Annotated in this window: 15 protein-coding genes; 10 read left to right on the forward strand and 5 right to left on the reverse strand. The window is 67.5% G+C overall.

The window, feature by feature from the left end; translation table 11 throughout:
• Positions 1-130 precede the first annotated feature (130 nt).
• Entirely contained in the window at positions 131-1,513 is a 1,383-nt protein-coding gene (gene radA / locus CXG43_RS12640; RefSeq protein WP_101100286.1) for a DNA repair protein RadA, read from the forward strand.
• 145 nt (positions 1,514-1,658) lie between these two features.
• Here the strand turns inward: radA and ccsA are convergent, their stop codons facing one another.
• Complete coding sequence (gene ccsA / locus CXG43_RS12645; RefSeq protein WP_101100244.1) at positions 1,659-2,456, reverse strand: cytochrome c biogenesis protein CcsA; 798 nt, start codon at positions 2,454-2,456, stop codon at positions 1,659-1,661.
• A 120-nt stretch (positions 2,457-2,576) separates the two neighbouring features.
• Between ccsA and ffh the strand changes: the two genes are divergently transcribed.
• From ffh to CXG43_RS12685, 8 genes are all read left to right on the forward strand, one after another.
• On the forward strand, positions 2,577-3,953 hold the full coding sequence (gene ffh / locus CXG43_RS12650) for a signal recognition particle protein (protein WP_101100245.1): 1,377 nt from the start codon (positions 2,577-2,579) through the stop codon (positions 3,951-3,953).
• A gap of 43 nt (positions 3,954-3,996) precedes the next feature.
• Entirely contained in the window at positions 3,997-5,070 is a 1,074-nt protein-coding gene (locus tag CXG43_RS12655; RefSeq protein WP_101100246.1) for a nitronate monooxygenase, read from the forward strand.
• Between the two features lie 17 nt (positions 5,071-5,087).
• Positions 5,088-5,870 carry an aminotransferase class IV gene (locus CXG43_RS12660; RefSeq protein WP_101100287.1) on the forward strand — a complete coding sequence of 261 codons (783 nt, stop codon included), beginning with the start codon at positions 5,088-5,090 and terminating at the stop codon, positions 5,868-5,870.
• Positions 5,871-5,972: 102 nt separating this feature from the next.
• Entirely contained in the window at positions 5,973-6,233 is a 261-nt protein-coding gene (gene rpsP, locus CXG43_RS12665) for a 30S ribosomal protein S16 (protein ID WP_042612633.1), read from the forward strand.
• Between the two features lie 43 nt (positions 6,234-6,276).
• Entirely contained in the window at positions 6,277-6,789 is a 513-nt protein-coding gene (rimM, locus tag CXG43_RS12670; RefSeq protein ID WP_101100247.1) for a ribosome maturation factor RimM, read from the forward strand.
• Positions 6,789-7,547, forward strand: a complete 759-nt coding sequence (trmD, locus tag CXG43_RS12675; RefSeq protein WP_101100248.1) for a tRNA (guanosine(37)-N1)-methyltransferase TrmD — start codon at positions 6,789-6,791, stop codon at positions 7,545-7,547. Before rimM ends, trmD begins: the two co-directional genes overlap by 1 nt.
• Positions 7,548-7,703: 156 nt before the next feature.
• Positions 7,704-8,111: a 50S ribosomal protein L19 gene (gene rplS / locus CXG43_RS12680; RefSeq protein ID WP_101100249.1), complete on the forward strand. Its 408-nt coding sequence runs from the start codon at positions 7,704-7,706 to the stop codon at positions 8,109-8,111.
• Between the two features lie 88 nt (positions 8,112-8,199).
• Positions 8,200-8,580 (forward strand): DUF6404 family protein, encoded by a 381-nt coding sequence (locus CXG43_RS12685; RefSeq protein WP_157825080.1) that lies wholly within the window; start codon positions 8,200-8,202, stop codon positions 8,578-8,580.
• 579 nt (positions 8,581-9,159) lie between these two features.
• On the opposite strand, the gene CXG43_RS12690 is transcribed toward CXG43_RS12685, so the two are convergent.
• On the reverse strand, positions 9,160-10,647 hold the full coding sequence (locus CXG43_RS12690) for an MATE family efflux transporter (protein ID WP_101100251.1): 1,488 nt from the start codon (positions 10,645-10,647) through the stop codon (positions 9,160-9,162).
• Positions 10,648-10,825: 178 nt separating this feature from the next.
• Between CXG43_RS12690 and CXG43_RS12695 the strand changes: the two genes are divergently transcribed.
• Positions 10,826-11,233 (forward strand): RNA-binding S4 domain-containing protein, encoded by a 408-nt coding sequence (locus tag CXG43_RS12695; protein ID WP_101100252.1) that lies wholly within the window; start codon positions 10,826-10,828, stop codon positions 11,231-11,233.
• A 98-nt stretch (positions 11,234-11,331) separates the two neighbouring features.
• Here the strand turns inward: CXG43_RS12695 and katG are convergent, their stop codons facing one another.
• From katG to CXG43_RS12710, 3 genes are all read right to left on the reverse strand, one after another.
• Positions 11,332-13,569 (reverse strand): catalase/peroxidase HPI, encoded by a 2,238-nt coding sequence (gene katG, locus CXG43_RS12700; protein WP_101100253.1) that lies wholly within the window; start codon positions 13,567-13,569, stop codon positions 11,332-11,334.
• Between the two features lie 156 nt (positions 13,570-13,725).
• Entirely contained in the window at positions 13,726-14,355 is a 630-nt protein-coding gene (locus tag CXG43_RS12705) for a DUF937 domain-containing protein (RefSeq protein WP_101100254.1), read from the reverse strand.
• An 87-nt stretch (positions 14,356-14,442) separates the two neighbouring features.
• On the reverse strand, positions 14,443-16,464 hold the full coding sequence (locus CXG43_RS12710) for an acyltransferase family protein (RefSeq protein WP_101100255.1): 2,022 nt from the start codon (positions 16,462-16,464) through the stop codon (positions 14,443-14,445).
• Positions 16,465-16,469 lie beyond the last annotated feature (5 nt).

A 16,469-nucleotide genomic window follows, 5' to 3' on the forward strand; every position in this document is an offset into this window, starting at 1 on the left:
GGCGGCGCACATGGTAGCGGCCGGTCCGCGCTGAACCTGAGTGGAGCATCACGCAGGCCGGGGTGGCGGGTCGCAGCGGTTGCGACGGGGCTCGGCTATGCTCGCCATCCAACGCGCAACCGGAATGATCATGGCCAAGAGCCGCACCGCCTACGTCTGCAGCGAATGTGGCGCCGACTACAGCAAATGGCAGGGCCAGTGCACCGAGTGCAAGGCCTGGGACACGCTGTCGGAAATCGTCGTGGAAAGCGCGGCGGCGGCCGGTGCGCCGGCCTCCCGTCGCAGCGGCTGGGCCGGCAAGATCGATCCGCCCAAGGTCACCGCCCTGAAGGACGTGGCGCAGACCGACCACATCCGCGTCACCACCCGCATCGGCGAGTTCGACCGCGTTCTCGGCGGTGGCCTGGTGGAGGGCGCGGTGGTGCTGGTTGGCGGTGACCCGGGCATCGGCAAGTCGACCCTGCTGCTGCAGGCGGTGGCTCTCATGGCCGCCGAACTGCCGGTGCTGTACGTCACCGGCGAGGAATCGCTGGCCCAGGTGGCTGGCCGCGCGCACCGGCTGGAGCTGCCGCTGGAGGGCGTCAACGCGCTGGCCGAAACCTGCGTGGAAACCATCCTGCAGCACGCCGGCAAAGCCAAGCCGCGGCTGATCGTGGCCGACTCCATCCAGACCCTGTGGACCGAATCGCTGACCGCCGCCCCCGGCTCGGTCAGCCAGGTCCGTGAAAGCGCGGCGCGGTTGGTGCGCTTCGCCAAGGAGACCGGCACCGCCGTGTTCCTGGTCGGCCATGTGACCAAGGAAGGCGGTATCGCCGGCCCGCGCGTGCTGGAGCACATGGTCGATGCGGTGCTGTATTTCGAAGGCGAAAGCGGCAGCCGTTTCCGCCTGCTGCGCGCGTTCAAGAACCGCTTCGGTGCGGTCAACGAACTGGGCGTGTTCGCGATGGGCGACAAGGGCCTGAAGGAAGTCTCCAACCCCTCGGCGATCTTCCTGTCCGGCGGCAGCACGCGGCAGCCGGGCTCCTGCGTGATGGTCACTCGCGAGGGCACGCGGCCGTTGCTGGTGGAAGTGCAGGCACTGGTGGATGCCTCGCCGCTGTCCAATCCGCGCCGCGTGGCGGTGGGCCTGGAACAGAACCGGTTGGCGATGCTGCTGGCGGTGCTGCATCGCCACGGCGGCGTGCTGGTCGGCGATCAGGACGTGTTCGTCAACGTGGTCGGCGGCATCCGCGTGCAGGAAACCGCGGCCGATCTGCCGGTGCTGCTGGCGGTACTGTCCTCGCTGCAGGACCGCGCCCTGGCGGAGAAGACCATTGCCTTCGGGGAAGTGGGCCTGTCCGGCGAAATCCGCCCGGTGCCGAACGGCGAAGACCGCCTGCGCGAAGCGGCTACCCATGGCTTCAAGCGCGCCATCGTGCCCAAGGCCAATGCGCCCAAGGGCGGCACGGTGAAGGGCATGGAAGTGATCGCGGTGGAGCGCCTGTCTGAAGCGCTGGAAGCGGCTGGCGCGTAAGCTGCCGGCACGGCGTTACCGGCCCTGTAAGGCGATGGGCCGGGTGCGCGCGCAGGCTTGCTGGTGAACAGCCCCCTTGTTGTTCAAGGGGGCGCGCCAACGGCGCGGGGATAAGGTGGAATGCGTGGGCATACGACCCGATGCTTCACCGGGTCGTATGCCCGAAGACCAGTTCGATCACGAACTGGCTGCCGAAGAACGCAAGCAACAGCAGCAGCATCGCGCTGAGGGTCCAGTGGACGGCCTTCAGGCCGCGCCAGCCGTAACGGCGGCGGCCGATCAGCAGCACCCCGAACACGATCCACGACAGCACGCTGAGCACGGTCTTGTGCACCAGCTTCTGCGCCAGCAGGTCATCGACGAACAGCACGCCGGTGACCAGGGTCAGGGTCAGCAGGAAGAAGCCGACGGTGATCACCCGGAACAACAGTGATTCCAGGTCCGCCAGCGGCGGCAGGGCGCGCAGCCAGGGGCGGAACTCGCGCCGACGCAGGGCGCGTTCCTGCAGCCACTGCATGATCGCCAGCAGCGCGGCGATGCTCAGCGTGGCGTAGGACAGCAGGGCCAGCCAGGCGTGGGTGGCCAGCCGCCAGCCCAGTTCCTTGCTCGGCTCATGCCCATAGCCGTGATAGGCGCCCAGCAGCACCGCCGCCAGCGGAAACACCACCACGCCGAGTGCGGCCATGCGGCCGCGCGCGCCCACCAGCGAGGTCAGCCCGGCCATGCCCAGGCCGACCAGCGACAGCGCGGCGAAGAAGTGCATGTCCGGCCCGCCGGCGCTCTGCAGCGCCACCTGCACGTGGTAGCCGGCGTGCAGCAGCAGCGCCGGCACCGCAGCGGCCAGCCAACCGCGGCCCGGGCGCGGCGCATCGCTGCCGACCGCGCGCACCAGTGCGGCAGTGGCGGTCAGGTAGAGCAGGGCTGCGATGAGAACGATTGTCATCGTGGAAGTTTCGCACACCCCCAACGCAGTGGCGACGGCCCATCGCGCGCGCCCGGGTCGCCGGGGCGACCGGCTATACTGTCTGCCTCATTGTCCCCCGTTCCAGACAGGTTGCATCGCATGTTCGAGTCCCTGACCCAGCGCCTTTCCGGCACCATCGAGCGCCTGCGCGGCCGCGGCCGCCTGACCGAGGAAAACATCCGCGACGCCACCCGCGAAGTGCGCATCGCGCTGCTGGAAGCCGACGTCGCCCTGCCGGTGGTGCAGGCGCTGATCGAGCGCATCAAGGAGCGCGCGGTCGGGCAGGAAGTGCTGAAGTCGCTGACCCCCGGCCAGGCGTTGATCAAGGTCGTCCGCGACGAGCTGACCAACGTGATGGGCGCTGAAGCCAGCGACCTGAACCTCAACGTGCCGGCACCGGCGATCATCCTGATGGCCGGCCTGCAGGGTGCGGGCAAGACCACCACGGTGGGCAAGCTGGCCAAGCACCTGAAGGAAAAGCGCAAGAAGAAGGTGATGGTGGTGTCGGCCGACGTTTACCGTCCGGCCGCGATCGAGCAGCTGAAGACCCTCGCCGAGCAGGTGGGCGTGCTGTTCTTCGCCTCCAGCGCCGACCAGAAGCCGGAAGCCATCGTGCGCGCGGCGATCGATGACGCACGCAGGTCCTTCGTGGACGTGCTGATCGTCGATACCGCCGGCCGCCTGGCCATCGACGAAGCGATGATGGCCGAGATCAAGGCCCTGCACGCCGCGGTCAATCCGGCCGAAACGCTGTTCGTGGTCGATGCGATGACCGGCCAGGACGCGGCCAACACGGCCAAGGCCTTCGGCGATGCGTTGCCGCTGACCGGCGTGGTGCTGACCAAGACCGACGGTGACGCCCGTGGTGGTGCCGCGCTGAGCGTGCGTTACATCACCGGCAAGCCGATCAAGTTCGTCGGCGTCAGTGAAAAGCCGGACGGCCTGGATGTGTTCCACCCTGACCGTATCGCCAGCCGCATCCTGGACATGGGCGACGTGCTGTCGCTGGTGGAGCAGGTCGAGCAGCAGGTCGACAAGGACAAGGCGCAGAAGCTGGCCGAGAAGGTCGCCAAGGGCAAGAAGTTCGATCTGAACGACATGCGCGACCAGCTGGAGCAGATGCAGAACATGGGCGGCATCGGCGGGCTGATGGACAAGCTGCCGGGCCTGGGGCAGATCCCCGAGCACCTCAAGGCGCAGGTCAGCCAGGGCAAGGAAGTGCCGCGCATGATCGCCATCATCAGCTCGATGACCAAGAAGGAACGGCGTAATCCGGGCCTGCTCAACGGTTCGCGTCGTGCCCGCATCGCGCGCGGTTCGGGCACCCAGCCGGCCGACGTCAACAAGCTGATGAAGCAGTACATGCAGATGGAAAAAATGATGAGCAAGATGGCCGGCGGCGGCATGAAGGGCATGATGCGCAGCATGAAGGGCATGATGGGCGCCATGGGCGGCCGCGGCCTGCCGTTCCGCTGATACCGCCCGGCCCCGCACGGACTCATCAAAAGAGGCTCGATGCATGCGTGATGATGGAATTGCTGGCCGGGTAGAACGCTTCTGCCAGCGCTTCAACCTGCAGATGCCGGTCCTGCTGGCTCCCATGGCCGGCGCCTGTCCGGTGCCGCTGTCGGCGACGCTGGCAACCGCCGGCAGCATGGGCGCGATGGGCGCGGTGCTCTCCCCCGCAGCCGATATCGGCCGCTGGATGGATGACTTCCGTAGCCGCAGCAGCGGCCCGGCGCAGGTGAATCTGTGGATCCCCGATGCGCCTGCGCTGCGCGATGCGCAGGCCGAAGCGGCAACCCGCGCGCTGCTGGCGCAATGGGGACCCGAGGTGCCGGCCAGTGCCGGCGACGCCGGTCCGGCGGATTTCAATGATCAGTTCAACGCCGTGCTGACCGCACGACCGGCCGTGCTGTCCACCATCATGGGCGTGCTCGAGGACCGCCAGGTGCAGCGATTGAAGCAGGCGGGCATTGCCTGGATCGCCTGTGCGACCACCCTGGCCGAAGCGCGTGAGGCGCAGGCCGCCGGTGCCGATGCGGTGGTGGCGCAGGGCTTCGAAGCCGGCGGACACCGCGGTGCGTTTGATCCGGCGCAGGCCGAGCGCCAGCTGGTGGGCCTGTTCTCGCTGTTGCCGCGCCTGGTCGACCATCTGGATATCCCGGTGATCGCCGCAGGCGGCATCGCCGACGGCCGTGGCATCGCCGCCGCACTGACCCTGGGCGCCAGCGCGGTGCAGATCGGCACCGCGTTCCTGCGTACCCCGGAGGCAGCGATCGAGCCGGCATGGGCCGATGCGCTGGCGACCAGTGAACCGGAAGACACCTGGCCCACCCGTGCCTTCAGCGGCCGGCTGGGACGCGGGCTGGCCACCGATTACGTACGTGCGGCCGCCGAAGCCGATGCGCCGCCGCCGCGACCCTATCCGGTGCAGCGCGGGCTGACCGCGGCGATGCGTGCGCAGGCGGCGCGCGACAACGCCCTGGCTTCGATGCAGGCCTGGGCGGGGCAGTCGGCGTGGATGGCGCGTGCCGAACCGGCCGCTGCCCTGCTGCAGCGCTGGTGGCAGGACGCGCAGGCGCGCCTGTGAGCGTGACGGGCAGCAGCGTGCTGTTCTGCAATGGCCAACCGGCCGATGCGGCGACGTTGGGCGCGGCCTTGGTCAATTATGGCCACTTCACGTCGCTGCAGGTACGCGGCCATGCAGTGCAGGGCCTGGACCTGCACCTGCAGCGCCTGGCGCATGCAACGCAGGCGCTGTTCGGCAGCATGCTCGATGAGCGCCAGGTGCAGCGATGGATGGCGCAGGCGCTGCAGGATGCTGGTATGGCGGATGCATCGCTGCGGTTGACGGTGTTTTCCCGTGCCTTCGATTTCCGCGACCCGTTGTCCGTCGTGCCGGTGGACGTGCTGGTGGCCGTGTCCGCGCCGGTGCGGCTGAGCGCTTCGCGCGCGGTGTGCAGCGTGCGCTATCAGCGCGAACTGCCGGGGTTCAAGCACGTGGGGACGTTCGGCCTGTTCCAGCAGCGGCGCGAGGCGATGGCCGCCGGCTTCGACGACGCGCTGTTCCTGAACGAGGAAGGCCAGGTCAGCGAAGGCAGCACCTGGAACCTGGCCCTGCACGACGGGCAGCAGCTGGTATGGCCGCAGGCGGCGGCGCTGCGCGGTACCGCCGAGGCGCTGCTGCGGCAGCATTGGAACGGGCCACAGGTGGTGAGGGCGGTTGCCGCGGCCGAGCTGGACGGAATCCAGGCGGCGTTTGCCTGCAACGCCAGCGGGATCTGGCCGCTGGGGGCCATTGACGGCCGCGCGCTGGCCGGATCGGAGGCGCTGGCAGCACAGGGCAGGGCGGTGATGGCCGCGGTGCCGTGGCAGGCGTTGCAGGTGTGAAGGCCGCAAACCCAGGCTGGGGTTGGCTTGGGCCGAAGCTGCCGCTATAATCGCCGGCTTACCGCGCCATCCTGGCGACTGGGTTACATAGGAAAATACACCATGGTCAAGATTCGACTGACCCGCGGCGGCGCCAAGAAGCGTCCGTTCTACCACATCATCGTGACCGACGTCCGTAGCGCCCGCGACGGCCGCAACATCGAGCGCGTCGGTTTCTACAACCCGGTTGCACAGGGTGGCGAGAAGCGCATCGAGCTGGACCTGGCCCGCGTTGACCATTGGGTCAAGAACGGCGCCCAGCCGACCGACAAGGTCCGCAACCTGATCAAGGAAGCGTCCAAGTCCCAGGCCGCTGCGGCCTGATCTTGAAGGGCCGCGCCCGTCGCGGCCCATCTGGCATACGCAGATGAAAGATATCGAGCGCCGGATCCTGCTGGGCAGGGTTGCCGGCGCTTTTGGTGTGCGCGGCGAACTTAAGCTCGAGTCCTGGACCGAGCCGCGTTCTGCCATCTTCAATTACCAGCCGTGGATCGTGGTCAGCCCCTCGGGGCAGGAATCCACGCTTTCCGGCGTCCGCGGCCGCGATACCGGCAAGCACTTGATCGCCCGGTTCCCCGACGTGGATGACCGCGACGTGGTCGAGGCCATGCGCGGTACCGAGGTCTACGTGGCACGCAGCTCGCTGCCGCCGCCGAAGCCGGACGAGTACTACTGGGTCGACCTGGAAGGCCTGGACGTCAAGACCGTCGACGGGGTATCGCTGGGCCAGGTGTCGCACCTGTTCTCCACCGGTTCCAACGACGTGCTGGTCACCCGCGGCGACCGTGAGCGGATGATCCCGTTCGTGCAGCCGGAGTTCGTCAAATCCGTGGACTTCGATGCCAACCTGGTCATCGTCGACTGGGATCCGGACTTCTGATGCGCTTTGACGTCATCACCCTGTTCCCGGAATTCCTTGCCCAGTCCGCCGGACTGGGCGTGGTCGGCCGGGCGCAGGAAAAAGCGTTGTTCAGCCTGCACGGCTGGAATCCGCGTGATTACGCCGAAGGCAACTACCGCCGGGTGGATGATCGTCCGTTCGGTGGTGGGCCGGGCATGGTGATGCTGATCGAACCGCTGCAGGCCTGCCTGTCCGCGGTGCGCGCGGCGGACCCGACCCCGGCGCCGGTGATCTACCTGAGTCCGCAGGGCCGTCCGCTGACCCAGGCCAAGGTGCGTGAACTGGCGGCATTGCCGCGCATGATCCTGCTCTGCGGCCGTTACGAGGGGATCGACGAACGGTTCCTGGCCAGTGCGGTCGACGAGGAGATTTCCCTCGGCGACTACGTGCTGTCCGGCGGCGAACTGGGGGCGGCGGTGATCATCGACGCCGTGGCCAGGTTGCAGGAGGGCGCGTTGAATGACGCCGAATCCGCCGCCCAGGACAGCTTCGAAGGTGAACTGGGGCTGCTCGACTGCCCGCATTTCAGCCAGCCGGCCCAGCATCCGCTGGGCGACGTCCCGGATGTGCTGCGCTCGGGCAACCATGCCGCCATCGCCGCCTGGCGCAGGCAGCAGTCGCTGCTGCGGACCTGGCAGCGGCGGCCCGAATTACTGGACGAGTCCACGTTGAACAAGGCCGACCGCAAGCTGCTGGCACAGGGCCGGGACGGATTGGAAAGCAGCAAAAACCCCTAGCAAGGGTGGCCCGTATTGGGCTATGATTGCGAATTACCATCGCCCGTACTGGTCGATGTGCTCCATACATAACAAACGTGCGGCACAGTCCAGTGACCGCATGAGCCCACGCTGTCGAATGACACGCCCACCCGAACATATGAATCGGTGTAACCCATGAGCAAGCTGAACAAAACCATTCTCGCGGACTTCGAAGCCGCCCAGATCACCCGCGAACTGCCGAAGTTCAGCCAGGGCGACACCATCGTCGTGAACGTGAAGGTGAAGGAAGGCAACCGTGAGCGCGTCCAGGCCTACGAAGGCGTTGTGATCGCGACCAAGAACGGCGGCCTGAACTCGGCCTTCACCGTGCGCAAGATCTCGCACGGCTACGGCGTCGAGCGCGTCTTCCAGACCCACAGCGCCATCATCGACTCGGTCGAAGTGAAGCGTCGTGGTAAGGTCCGCGCCGGCAAGCTGTACTACCTGCGTGGCCTGGAAGGCAAGGCTGCCCGCATCAAGGAAGATCTGGCTGCTGCTGCGCAGGCCAAGGCCGCGCGCCTGGCTGCCAAGGCTGCCCAGTAATACCTGCCGACAACTCCGGTTGTCGCCGCAACGGCCGCCTTCGGGCGGCCGTTTGCGTTTGGGTCCGCGCAGCGGCTATGTTCCGGGGATGAATACGTCTACTCCCCCGATTCCCGAGCGCTATCCGCCGCAGGTGCGCCGCGCGCTGCAGCAGCTGGACGCCGCTGGCGTGAAGCGTTCGATGTCCGCGCCGCCGCTGTACCGCCTGTTCTGGCGGCTGGGCTGGGGCGTCGCCCCACCGATCCTCACCGGTTTCGCCACCAACGTGCTGACCACCGGTGCGTGGTTCGGCATCGGCTGGGGCACGGTGATGTGGCTGATGCTGTGGCGCAGTAGCGGCATGACCGGGCTGGGGATGGTGACCACGGCCGTGCTGGCCGGTTTGGCCTTCGGCGTGCTGATGGCGGTGATGCTGCGCTATCAGCGGCAGCGCTTGGGCCTGCCACTGTGGAAAGACATCGCGCCCTGAGGCAAGGTCCGCGACACCCCCGGTAGCGCCGACCCACGGTCGGCGAGCGCAGCGGACCGCAGCGGAGAGATTCCGCCGAGCACGGCTCGGCGCTACCGGGCACAGGGTCGCGCCGACCCACGGTCGGCGAGCGCAGCGGACCGCAGCGGAGAGATTCCGCCGAGCACGGCTCGGCGCTACCGGGCGCTGGGTAGCGCCGACCCATGGTCGGCGAGCGCAGCGGACCGCAGCGGAGCGATTCCGCCGAGCATGGCTCGGCGCTACCGGGTCGGCGAAGGTAGCGCCGACCCATGGTCGGCGAGCGCAGCGGACCGCAGCGGAGAGATTCCGCCGAGCACGGCTCGGCGCTACCGGGCGCTGGGTAGCGCCGACCCATGGCCGGCGAGCGCAGCGGGCCGCAGCGGAGAGATTCCGCCGAGCACGGCTCGGCGCTACCGGGCGCTGGGTAGCGCCGACCCACGGTCGGCGAGCGCAGCGGACCGCAGCGGAGCGATTCCGCCGAGCACGGCTCGGCGCTACCGGGAACAGGGTAGCGCCGACCCATGGTCGGCGAGCGCAACGGGCCCTGCGCAGGCGGCCTCAGCGCGGTGGCGTGGCGGGCGAGGCGGCCGCAGGCGCGGCGATTTCCAACGCGGCATCCGGGTCGGCCACCGGCGAAGGCGGACTGGCCGGGACTTCGGCCGGCGTACCATGCGCGGGGCTGTCCAGCATCCTGGCCTTGCGCCATCCTCCCCAGCGGTAGTACGCCAGCGACAGCAGCATCGACACCAGTGAGCTGGCCGGAAAACTCCACCAGATCGCGTCCACGCCCAGGTACGGCTGCAGCAGTTCGGCAAAGGGCACCCGCACGCCCCACAGCGACCCGGCCAGGATCAGCAGCGGCGCCAGTACCGCACCGGTGGAGCGCACCACGCCGGAAATCACGAAGCTGACACCGAAGAACAGGAACGACCACACCGCGATGTGGTTGAGATGCCGCGCCGCCTGCAGCGCCTGGCTGCCATCGGGCAGGAACAGTGCCAGCGTGTAGCGGTCAAGCAGGATCAACGGGGCGATCAGCACGCCGGTCAGCAGGAAATTGAACAGCACGCCCTGGCGCGCGGTGGCGCGTACGCGGCCCCACAGCTGCGCCCCGACATTCTGCGCGGCCATCGACGAACATGCCGCACCGATCGCCATCGCCGGCATCTGCACGTAGGTCCACAACTGCAGCGATGCGCCGTAGGCGGCTGCGGTATCGGTGCCGTACTGGTTGACCATGGTCATCAGCATGATCATCGACAGCGAGATCAGCACCATCTGCAGGCCCATCGGCACGCCCTTCACCACCAGCGCCTTCAGGATCGGCAGGTCCACTTTGAACAGCGCCATGTCCCTGCGCCCCAGCCACAGCACGTGGCGCTTGTGGCGCATGTACAGCAGCAGCGCAACCAGCGAGAGTGTCTGCGCGATCAACGTGGCCCATGCGGCACCGGCGATGCCCAGCTCCGGCAGCGGCCCGAGGCCGAAGATCAGCAGCGGGTTGAATACGATGTCCAGCGCGACGGAAACCAGCAGGAAGCGGAACGGCGTGCGCGAATCGCCTGCGCCGCGCATCGCCGCGCTGAGGAACGCGAACGCGTACAGCGTCGGCATCGCCAGGAAGATCACCTTCAGGTAGGCCTCGGCCAGTGGCAACGACGCGGCGGGCGTGCCCATTGCCGCCAGCAGGGGATGCGCCAGGAACCAGCCGGCCACCGCGATCACCACCGACAAGCCGATGAAGAAGGTCGCGCTGGTACCCATGACCCGGCGCGCCTGGCCGATGTCCTTGGCGCCCATCGCCTGGCCGATCAGGATGGTGGAGGCCATCCCGATGCCGAACACCGAGCCGATCAGGAAGAACATGATGTTGTTGGCGTTGGCCGTGGCGGTCAGTGCCGCTTCGCCGAGGAACCGCCCGACCCAGACCGCATTCACCGAGCCATTCAGCGACTGCGCGATGTTGCCCGCCAGGATCGGCAGGGAGAACAGCAGCAGGTTGCGCCCGATGGGGCCGGATGTGAGGTCGAGCGGCGCTTTTGCCATGGGTTGGAGATCGAGCGGGCGTGCGCGAACACTAGCATCTGGCGGGTCTGCGGGATGTGCCGGTGAATCATTCACCGAGGGGCGCAGCAGGCAGCCGGGGGAAGCTTGATTGCCGCAGGGAAGGCCGCATGTCCTGAGCAGCATCTCCTTGAACGAGCCCGCGGAGCAACCCCTGTCGATGACCGAGTTTTCCCTGCCGCAGCCCAGTGTCCGCCTGGATATCTGGTTGTGGGCGGCACGATTCTTCAAGACCCGGAGCCTGGCCAAACAGGCCGTTGAAACCGGAAAGGTGACCGTAGCTGGCCAGCGGCCGAAGTCCTCGCGCGCGGTGCGGGTCGGCGAGCAGCTGAGCATCGAGCGCGGCGAAGAGCAGTTCGAAATCGCGGTGGCCGCGTTGAGCGACCAGCGGGGTCCGGCGCCGGTGGCCCAGCAGCTGTATGCGGAAACAGACGCATCCAAGGCACGTCGTGCAGAGCAGCGTGCATTGCGGATCGCGGCGCGTGATGGGTACAAGGCGCCGGAGCACAAGCCGGACAAGCGGGCGCGAAAGCTGATCCGCGCGTTGGGGGACCTGGACGCGCTTTGAGTCTGGGGTGGAAGGCGGTGACGACCAACGGTCGTCACCCACCGAAATCAATCACCCACCCGGGTCGGTCCATGCCGCCCGGGTGAGGGGCTGCGACTTCAGCCGTGCAGGTCGTAGCGGTCCAGTTCCATCACCCGCGTCCAGGCGGCGACGAAATCCTGCACGAACTTCTTCTGGCCATCGGCACTGGCATACACCTCGGCCACCGCGCGCAGCACCGAGTTCGATCCGAACACCAGGTCCGCACGGCTGGCGGTCCAGCGCGTGGCACCGCCGTTGCGGCTGCTGCCTTCGTAGCCATCGCCGGCGGCCTTCCACTGCGTGCCCATGTCCAGCAGGTTGACGAAGAAGTCGTTGCTCAGCGTGCCGACACGATCGGTCAGCACGCCGTCCTTGCCACCGTCCACATTGGCGCCCAGCACGCGCAGGCCGCCGACCAGTGCGGTCAGCTCCGGTGCGGTCAGGGTCAGCTGCTGGGCCTTGTCGATCAGCAGCGCTTCGGCCGGGACGCTGTAGCGTCCCTTGAGGTAATTGCGGAAGCCATCGGCTGCCGGCTCCATCACCGCGAAGGACTCCACATCGGTCTGTTCCTGGCTGGCATCGGTCCGGCCTGGAGTGAACGGCACGCTGATGTCATGGCCAGCGGCCTTTGCCGCCTGCTCGATGCCTACGCCACCGGCCAGCACGATCAGGTCAGCCAGTGAAACCTGGGCGCCACCGGCACCGTTGAAGTCGGCCTGCACGTTCTCCAGCGTGGCCAGCACCTTGGCCAGCTGCTGCGGCTGGTTGACCGCCCAGTCCTTCTGCGGGGCCAGGCGCACGCGTGCCCCATTGGCGCCACCGCGCTTGTCACCGCCACGGAAGGTCGATGCCGATGCCCACGCGGTGGACACCAGCTCGGCCACGCCCAGCCCGCTGGCGGCGATCTTCTGCTTCAGCGCGGCCACGTCCCTGGCGTCCACCAGTGGATGCGTGGCTTCGGGCACCGGGTCCTGCCAGATGAAGGTTTCGGACGGGATTTCCGGGCCGAGGTAACGGGCACGCGGGCCCATGTCGCGATGGGTCAGCTTGAACCAGGCGCGCGCGAAGGCATCGGCGAAGGCCTGCGGATCGGCCAGGAAGCGGCGCGAGATCTTTTCGTAGGCTGGATCGAAACGCAGCGACAGATCGGTGGTCAGCATGGTCGGACGGTGCTTCTTCGACGCATCGTGTGCATAGGGAATCACCGCCTCGGCATCCTTGGCCACCCACTGGTGGGCGCCCGCCGGGCTCTTGGTCAGTTCCCACTCGTGCTTGAACAGCAGCTCGAAGAAGTCGTGGCTCCACTGCGCCGGGGTGCGCGTCCAGGTGACTTCCAGGCCGCTGGTGATGGTGTCCCCGCCCTTGCCGCTGCCGAAGCGGTTGCTCCAGCCCAGGCCCTGGCGTTCCAGTCCATCGGCCTCCGGTTCCGGACCGACGTTGTCCGCCGGGCCTGCACCGTGAGTCTTGCCGAAGCTGTGGCCACCAGCGATCAGCGCAACGGTTTCCTCGTCGTCCATCGCCATGCGGCCGAAGGTGTCGCGGATGTCGAAGGCGGCCAGCAACGGATCGGGGTTGCCGTCCGGGCCTTCGGGGTTCACGTAGATCAGCCCCATCTGCACGGCGGCCAACGGGTTTTCCAGCTTGCGCGAATGCACGTCGCCGTCGGCATCATCATCGGATACCAGCACGCCGCCGGCCTTCTCCACGCCTTCCGAACCGTGCTTGTAGCGTTCGTCGCCGCCGAGCCAGGTGGTCTCGCGGCCCCAGTACACGTCCTGGTCCGGTTCCCAGGTATCCGGGCGACCGCCGGCAAAGCCGAGCGTCTTGAAGCCCATCGATTCCAGCGCGACATTGCCGGTGAGGATCAGCAGGTCCGACCAGGAAACAGCCTGTCCGTACTTCTGCTTGATCGGCCACAACAGGCGTCGTGCCTTGTCCAGGCTGACGTTGTCCGGCCAGCTGTTGAGCGGGGCGAAGCGCTGCTGCCCACGGCCGCCACCGCCGCGACCATCGCCGATGCGATAGGTGCCCGCGCTGTGCCAGGCCATGCGCACGAACAGGCCACCGTAGTGCCCGAAGTCGGCCGGCCACCAGTCCTGCGAATCGGTCATCAACGCTTTCAGGTCATTCTTCAGCGCCTGGTAGTCCAGGCCCTTGAACGCGGCGGCGTAGTCGAACTGCGGATCCAGCGGATTGGAGCGCGAGGAATGCTGGTTGAGCAGGTCCACGCGCAGTTGCTTGGGCCACCAGTCCCGGTTGGTGGTGCCTTCACCGGTGACGGCGTGGTTGAACGGGCACTTCGCTTCGCTATTCATGGGTCTCTACCTGTGTACTGGCGAATGTTTATAGGGAACGTAAATCGATGTTCCATCCCACGGTAAGCACCGCACGCGGGAACGTACATTCGATTCGCTCAACCTCATCAATAGTAAGAAGCTATGAACTAGGAGCGATTGGACAGTCGTGCCCAATCAGGGGCGCTTGCCGAGCAGTCCACCGCCGATTTTCAGGACATCACCGAGGCCAAACTGCCCATCGCCGTCCTGATCGAGCAGGGCGCCGAGGCCACCGCCGGCCATGCCTGATGACTGTGCTTCCTGTCCGAGGGCCTGACTGAGCTGGGCGGCGTTGCCCTGCTGGGCAAATTTCTGGGCCAGGAACGACATCACGATCGGGGCAAGCAGGGCCAGCAGCTGGCCGGACCTGCTGCTGTCCAGCCCGGTCTTCTGGCCCAGCAGCTGCGCGGCCTGCGGACTCTGGCTGCCGAATACATGACCCAGGATGCCAGCGCCATTGGTGGCCTGGCCGCCGGCTCCGCCGAGCACCGCACCCAGCAGGCCGCCGAGGTCGAAACCGCCTGCGCCGCTGGCGACGGCCGGGCTGGTTCCGAGGTGATCACGCTGCAGTGCGTTGAGCAGCGACTGCGCCCCCTGGGGATTGCTGGCGTTGTTGCCCAGGGCGCCCAGCAGCAGCGGCAGCGCGGACTGGATCGCCTGGCTGGCCTGGGTATTGTCCACGCCGAGGGTCTGGGACACCTGCTGCAGGGCCGGACCCTGCTGCAGCTGCTGGAGGAGGGAGCTGGTGAGCGACTGCGTGTTCATGGCGGAACTCCTGCGGCTCGGTGTGGGCGACTCGGGTGTGGAACCCGCCGAGCATAACGCCGCCTGCACCCAAGCGATGCGAAGGCTTCACGGTGTGCCCAGGGGCACGCCAGCAGCAGGCGGAGCCGCGACGTCGGCAGTGCGCTCCCCTATTTCCAGCAGCAGCAGCCTGTCGAAATCGGGCAGCAGGGTGCGGTTGCCGTGCCCACTCAGGTGATCCTGGTCGAAGAACAGAGGTTGGTCGCCATCCATTGCCGCGCAGCGCTGTGGCGTGCAGAGCAAAGGCATCGGATCCCAGACGTGCAGCGCCGGATAGCGTGCCGACAGACGTTGAAGCATCGCCAGCTGCGGCGCGCGCAGGGCCTCCATCTCCGCACGCGGCACGCTGAGTCCGCCAGCGCAGGCCGGGTTCATCCGGTTGAAGGCATCGGAGCATCGGTAGGCCGCCGAGCGGAACACCGGCATCGGTGCATCGATGATCACCTGCACGTTGAGCGCCTGCAATCGCTGCAGCACGGCATCGGCGTCGCGCTCGGCCGCAGCGGTATCGGCCGCACTGCGCTCGCCGCGCAGGGCAGCGAAGCCTGCTGCTTCGCCACGGCTCCAGTCCGCATCGCGCAGTTCCTGCATGCGCAGCGACGCCAGCAGTACGATGTCTCCGGGCCGCGCCTCATCTTCGATCTTCTGCAGGACGCGACCCACGTAAGGCGCGCAGTCCACGCTGCTGGCCCGCAACAGGTTGACGATGCTGCAACCACCGCGCTCTTCAATGTGCAGCTCAAGGTCGAACTGTCGCGCCGCAATCGTCACCATGTTGCGATAGGCCGCCGCGTGCGAATCCCCGGCGACGAACAGACGGCGGCCCGCAAGTGCAGGTGCATCGATCGGCTCGACCGGCATCCAGGCGGGTTGCCGTTGTGCCCTCCAGGCGTAGCCATCGCGCGTGGTGCTCAATGACAGACTGTCGGTGTACTGGAGGATGGTCCATGCACCCGCAGTGGAAACGCCCAGCCCGGCCATGGCGCAGAGCAGCAGTTTGCCGGGGTGCCAGCGGCGACTAGCGCGAGCATTGCGCAGGGGGCATTCCACCCAGTGATACGACGCGCTGGCCAGCGCCAGCAGCATGACGGGGTAGGCCCACAAGGCGATGCCCTGCATGCCGTAGGTCCAGCGCAGCAGGGCCAGCAACGGCCAGTGCCACAGATACAGCGAATACGACAACCTTCCCAGGTACACCAGCGGCGCCCATTGCAGGCCGCGCAGCAGGACATGCGGTCGTGGCGCGCCGTTGGCCGATGCCGCAGCGCCAAGCAGCATCACCGTGCCGACCACGGTGGCGATGGTGCCGGGGAACGGCACCGGCTGATCCCCGGCGAACAGGAACCCGACCACCACCAGCAGCAGCCCCGGCACCGCCCAGCCTTGCCAGTGCGGCGCCAGCGTGCGGGTGGCGATGCATTGATACAGCAGCGCGCCAGCGGCCAGTTCCCACAGGCGTGCTGGCAACAGATAGAACGCGCTGATGGGCGCGGCCTTGGTCTGCCAGGCGGCCAACAGCAGCGATGCCAGCGCCAGCAGCGGCAGGATCGCGTTTACCCATGGCCGCGATTGCCGTGCCCGCAGCCACACCAGGAACAGCAGCGGAAACAGCAGGTAGAACTGTTCCTCCACGCCCAGTGTCCAGGTATGCAGGAACGGATTGAGGTCTGCACCCGGAGAGAAGTAGTCCCCCTGCTGCCACGCCAGCACGAAGTTGGCGACCCCGAACAGCGCGCCCAGCCCGGTCTGGTCGAACTGCTCGTTACGCCACGCACGCGGCATCAGCAGGGCGGACAACAGGAAGGTGAACAGCAGCACCAGCAGCAGCGCGGGGAGGAGGCGGAGTACCCGGCGACGGTAGAAGTCCAGCAGGTAGGGGACGGCGTGGGCGTGCGGACGCGATGCCAGCGACTGGCTTATGACGAAGCCGGACACCACGAAGAACAGGTCCACGCCACTGAAGCCCCCGGGCAGCAGGGACGCATCGACGTGGAAAATGACCACCGCCAGCACGGCGATGGCACGCATGCCATCGATGGCGTTGTCATGGCGCGGTTTGGGATAGGACATGGACG

Origin of the sequence: Stenotrophomonas sp. Bg11-02 (genome assembly GCF_002836635.1) — a bacterium.
GTDB classification, from domain to species: domain Bacteria; phylum Pseudomonadota; class Gammaproteobacteria; order Xanthomonadales; family Xanthomonadaceae; genus Stenotrophomonas; species Stenotrophomonas lacuserhaii.

What these genes read in the sequence shown, in the direction of transcription:
- rpsP (WP_042612633.1), top strand. Translation starts at nt 5,973, where the DNA reads ATGGTCAAGATTCGACTGACCCGCGGCGGCGCCAAGAAGCGTCCGTTC.
- CXG43_RS12710 (WP_101100255.1), bottom strand. Translation starts at nt 16,464, where the DNA reads ATGTCCTATCCCAAACCGCGCCATGACAACGCCATCGATGGCATGCGT.
- trmD (WP_101100248.1), top strand. Translation starts at nt 6,789, where the DNA reads ATGCGCTTTGACGTCATCACCCTGTTCCCGGAATTCCTTGCCCAGTCC.
- rplS (WP_101100249.1), top strand. Translation starts at nt 7,704, where the DNA reads ATGAGCAAGCTGAACAAAACCATTCTCGCGGACTTCGAAGCCGCCCAG.
- CXG43_RS12685 (WP_157825080.1), top strand. Translation starts at nt 8,200, where the DNA reads ATGAATACGTCTACTCCCCCGATTCCCGAGCGCTATCCGCCGCAGGTG.
- ccsA (WP_101100244.1), bottom strand. Translation starts at nt 2,456, where the DNA reads ATGACAATCGTTCTCATCGCAGCCCTGCTCTACCTGACCGCCACTGCC.
- ffh (WP_101100245.1), top strand. Translation starts at nt 2,577, where the DNA reads ATGTTCGAGTCCCTGACCCAGCGCCTTTCCGGCACCATCGAGCGCCTG.
- CXG43_RS12690 (WP_101100251.1), bottom strand. Translation starts at nt 10,647, where the DNA reads ATGGCAAAAGCGCCGCTCGACCTCACATCCGGCCCCATCGGGCGCAAC.
- radA (WP_101100286.1), top strand. Translation starts at nt 131, where the DNA reads ATGGCCAAGAGCCGCACCGCCTACGTCTGCAGCGAATGTGGCGCCGAC.
- rimM (WP_101100247.1), top strand. Translation starts at nt 6,277, where the DNA reads ATGAAAGATATCGAGCGCCGGATCCTGCTGGGCAGGGTTGCCGGCGCT.
- CXG43_RS12695 (WP_101100252.1), top strand. Translation starts at nt 10,826, where the DNA reads ATGACCGAGTTTTCCCTGCCGCAGCCCAGTGTCCGCCTGGATATCTGG.
- CXG43_RS12705 (WP_101100254.1), bottom strand. Translation starts at nt 14,355, where the DNA reads ATGAACACGCAGTCGCTCACCAGCTCCCTCCTCCAGCAGCTGCAGCAG.
- CXG43_RS12655 (WP_101100246.1), top strand. Translation starts at nt 3,997, where the DNA reads ATGCGTGATGATGGAATTGCTGGCCGGGTAGAACGCTTCTGCCAGCGC.
- katG (WP_101100253.1), bottom strand. Translation starts at nt 13,569, where the DNA reads ATGAATAGCGAAGCGAAGTGCCCGTTCAACCACGCCGTCACCGGTGAA.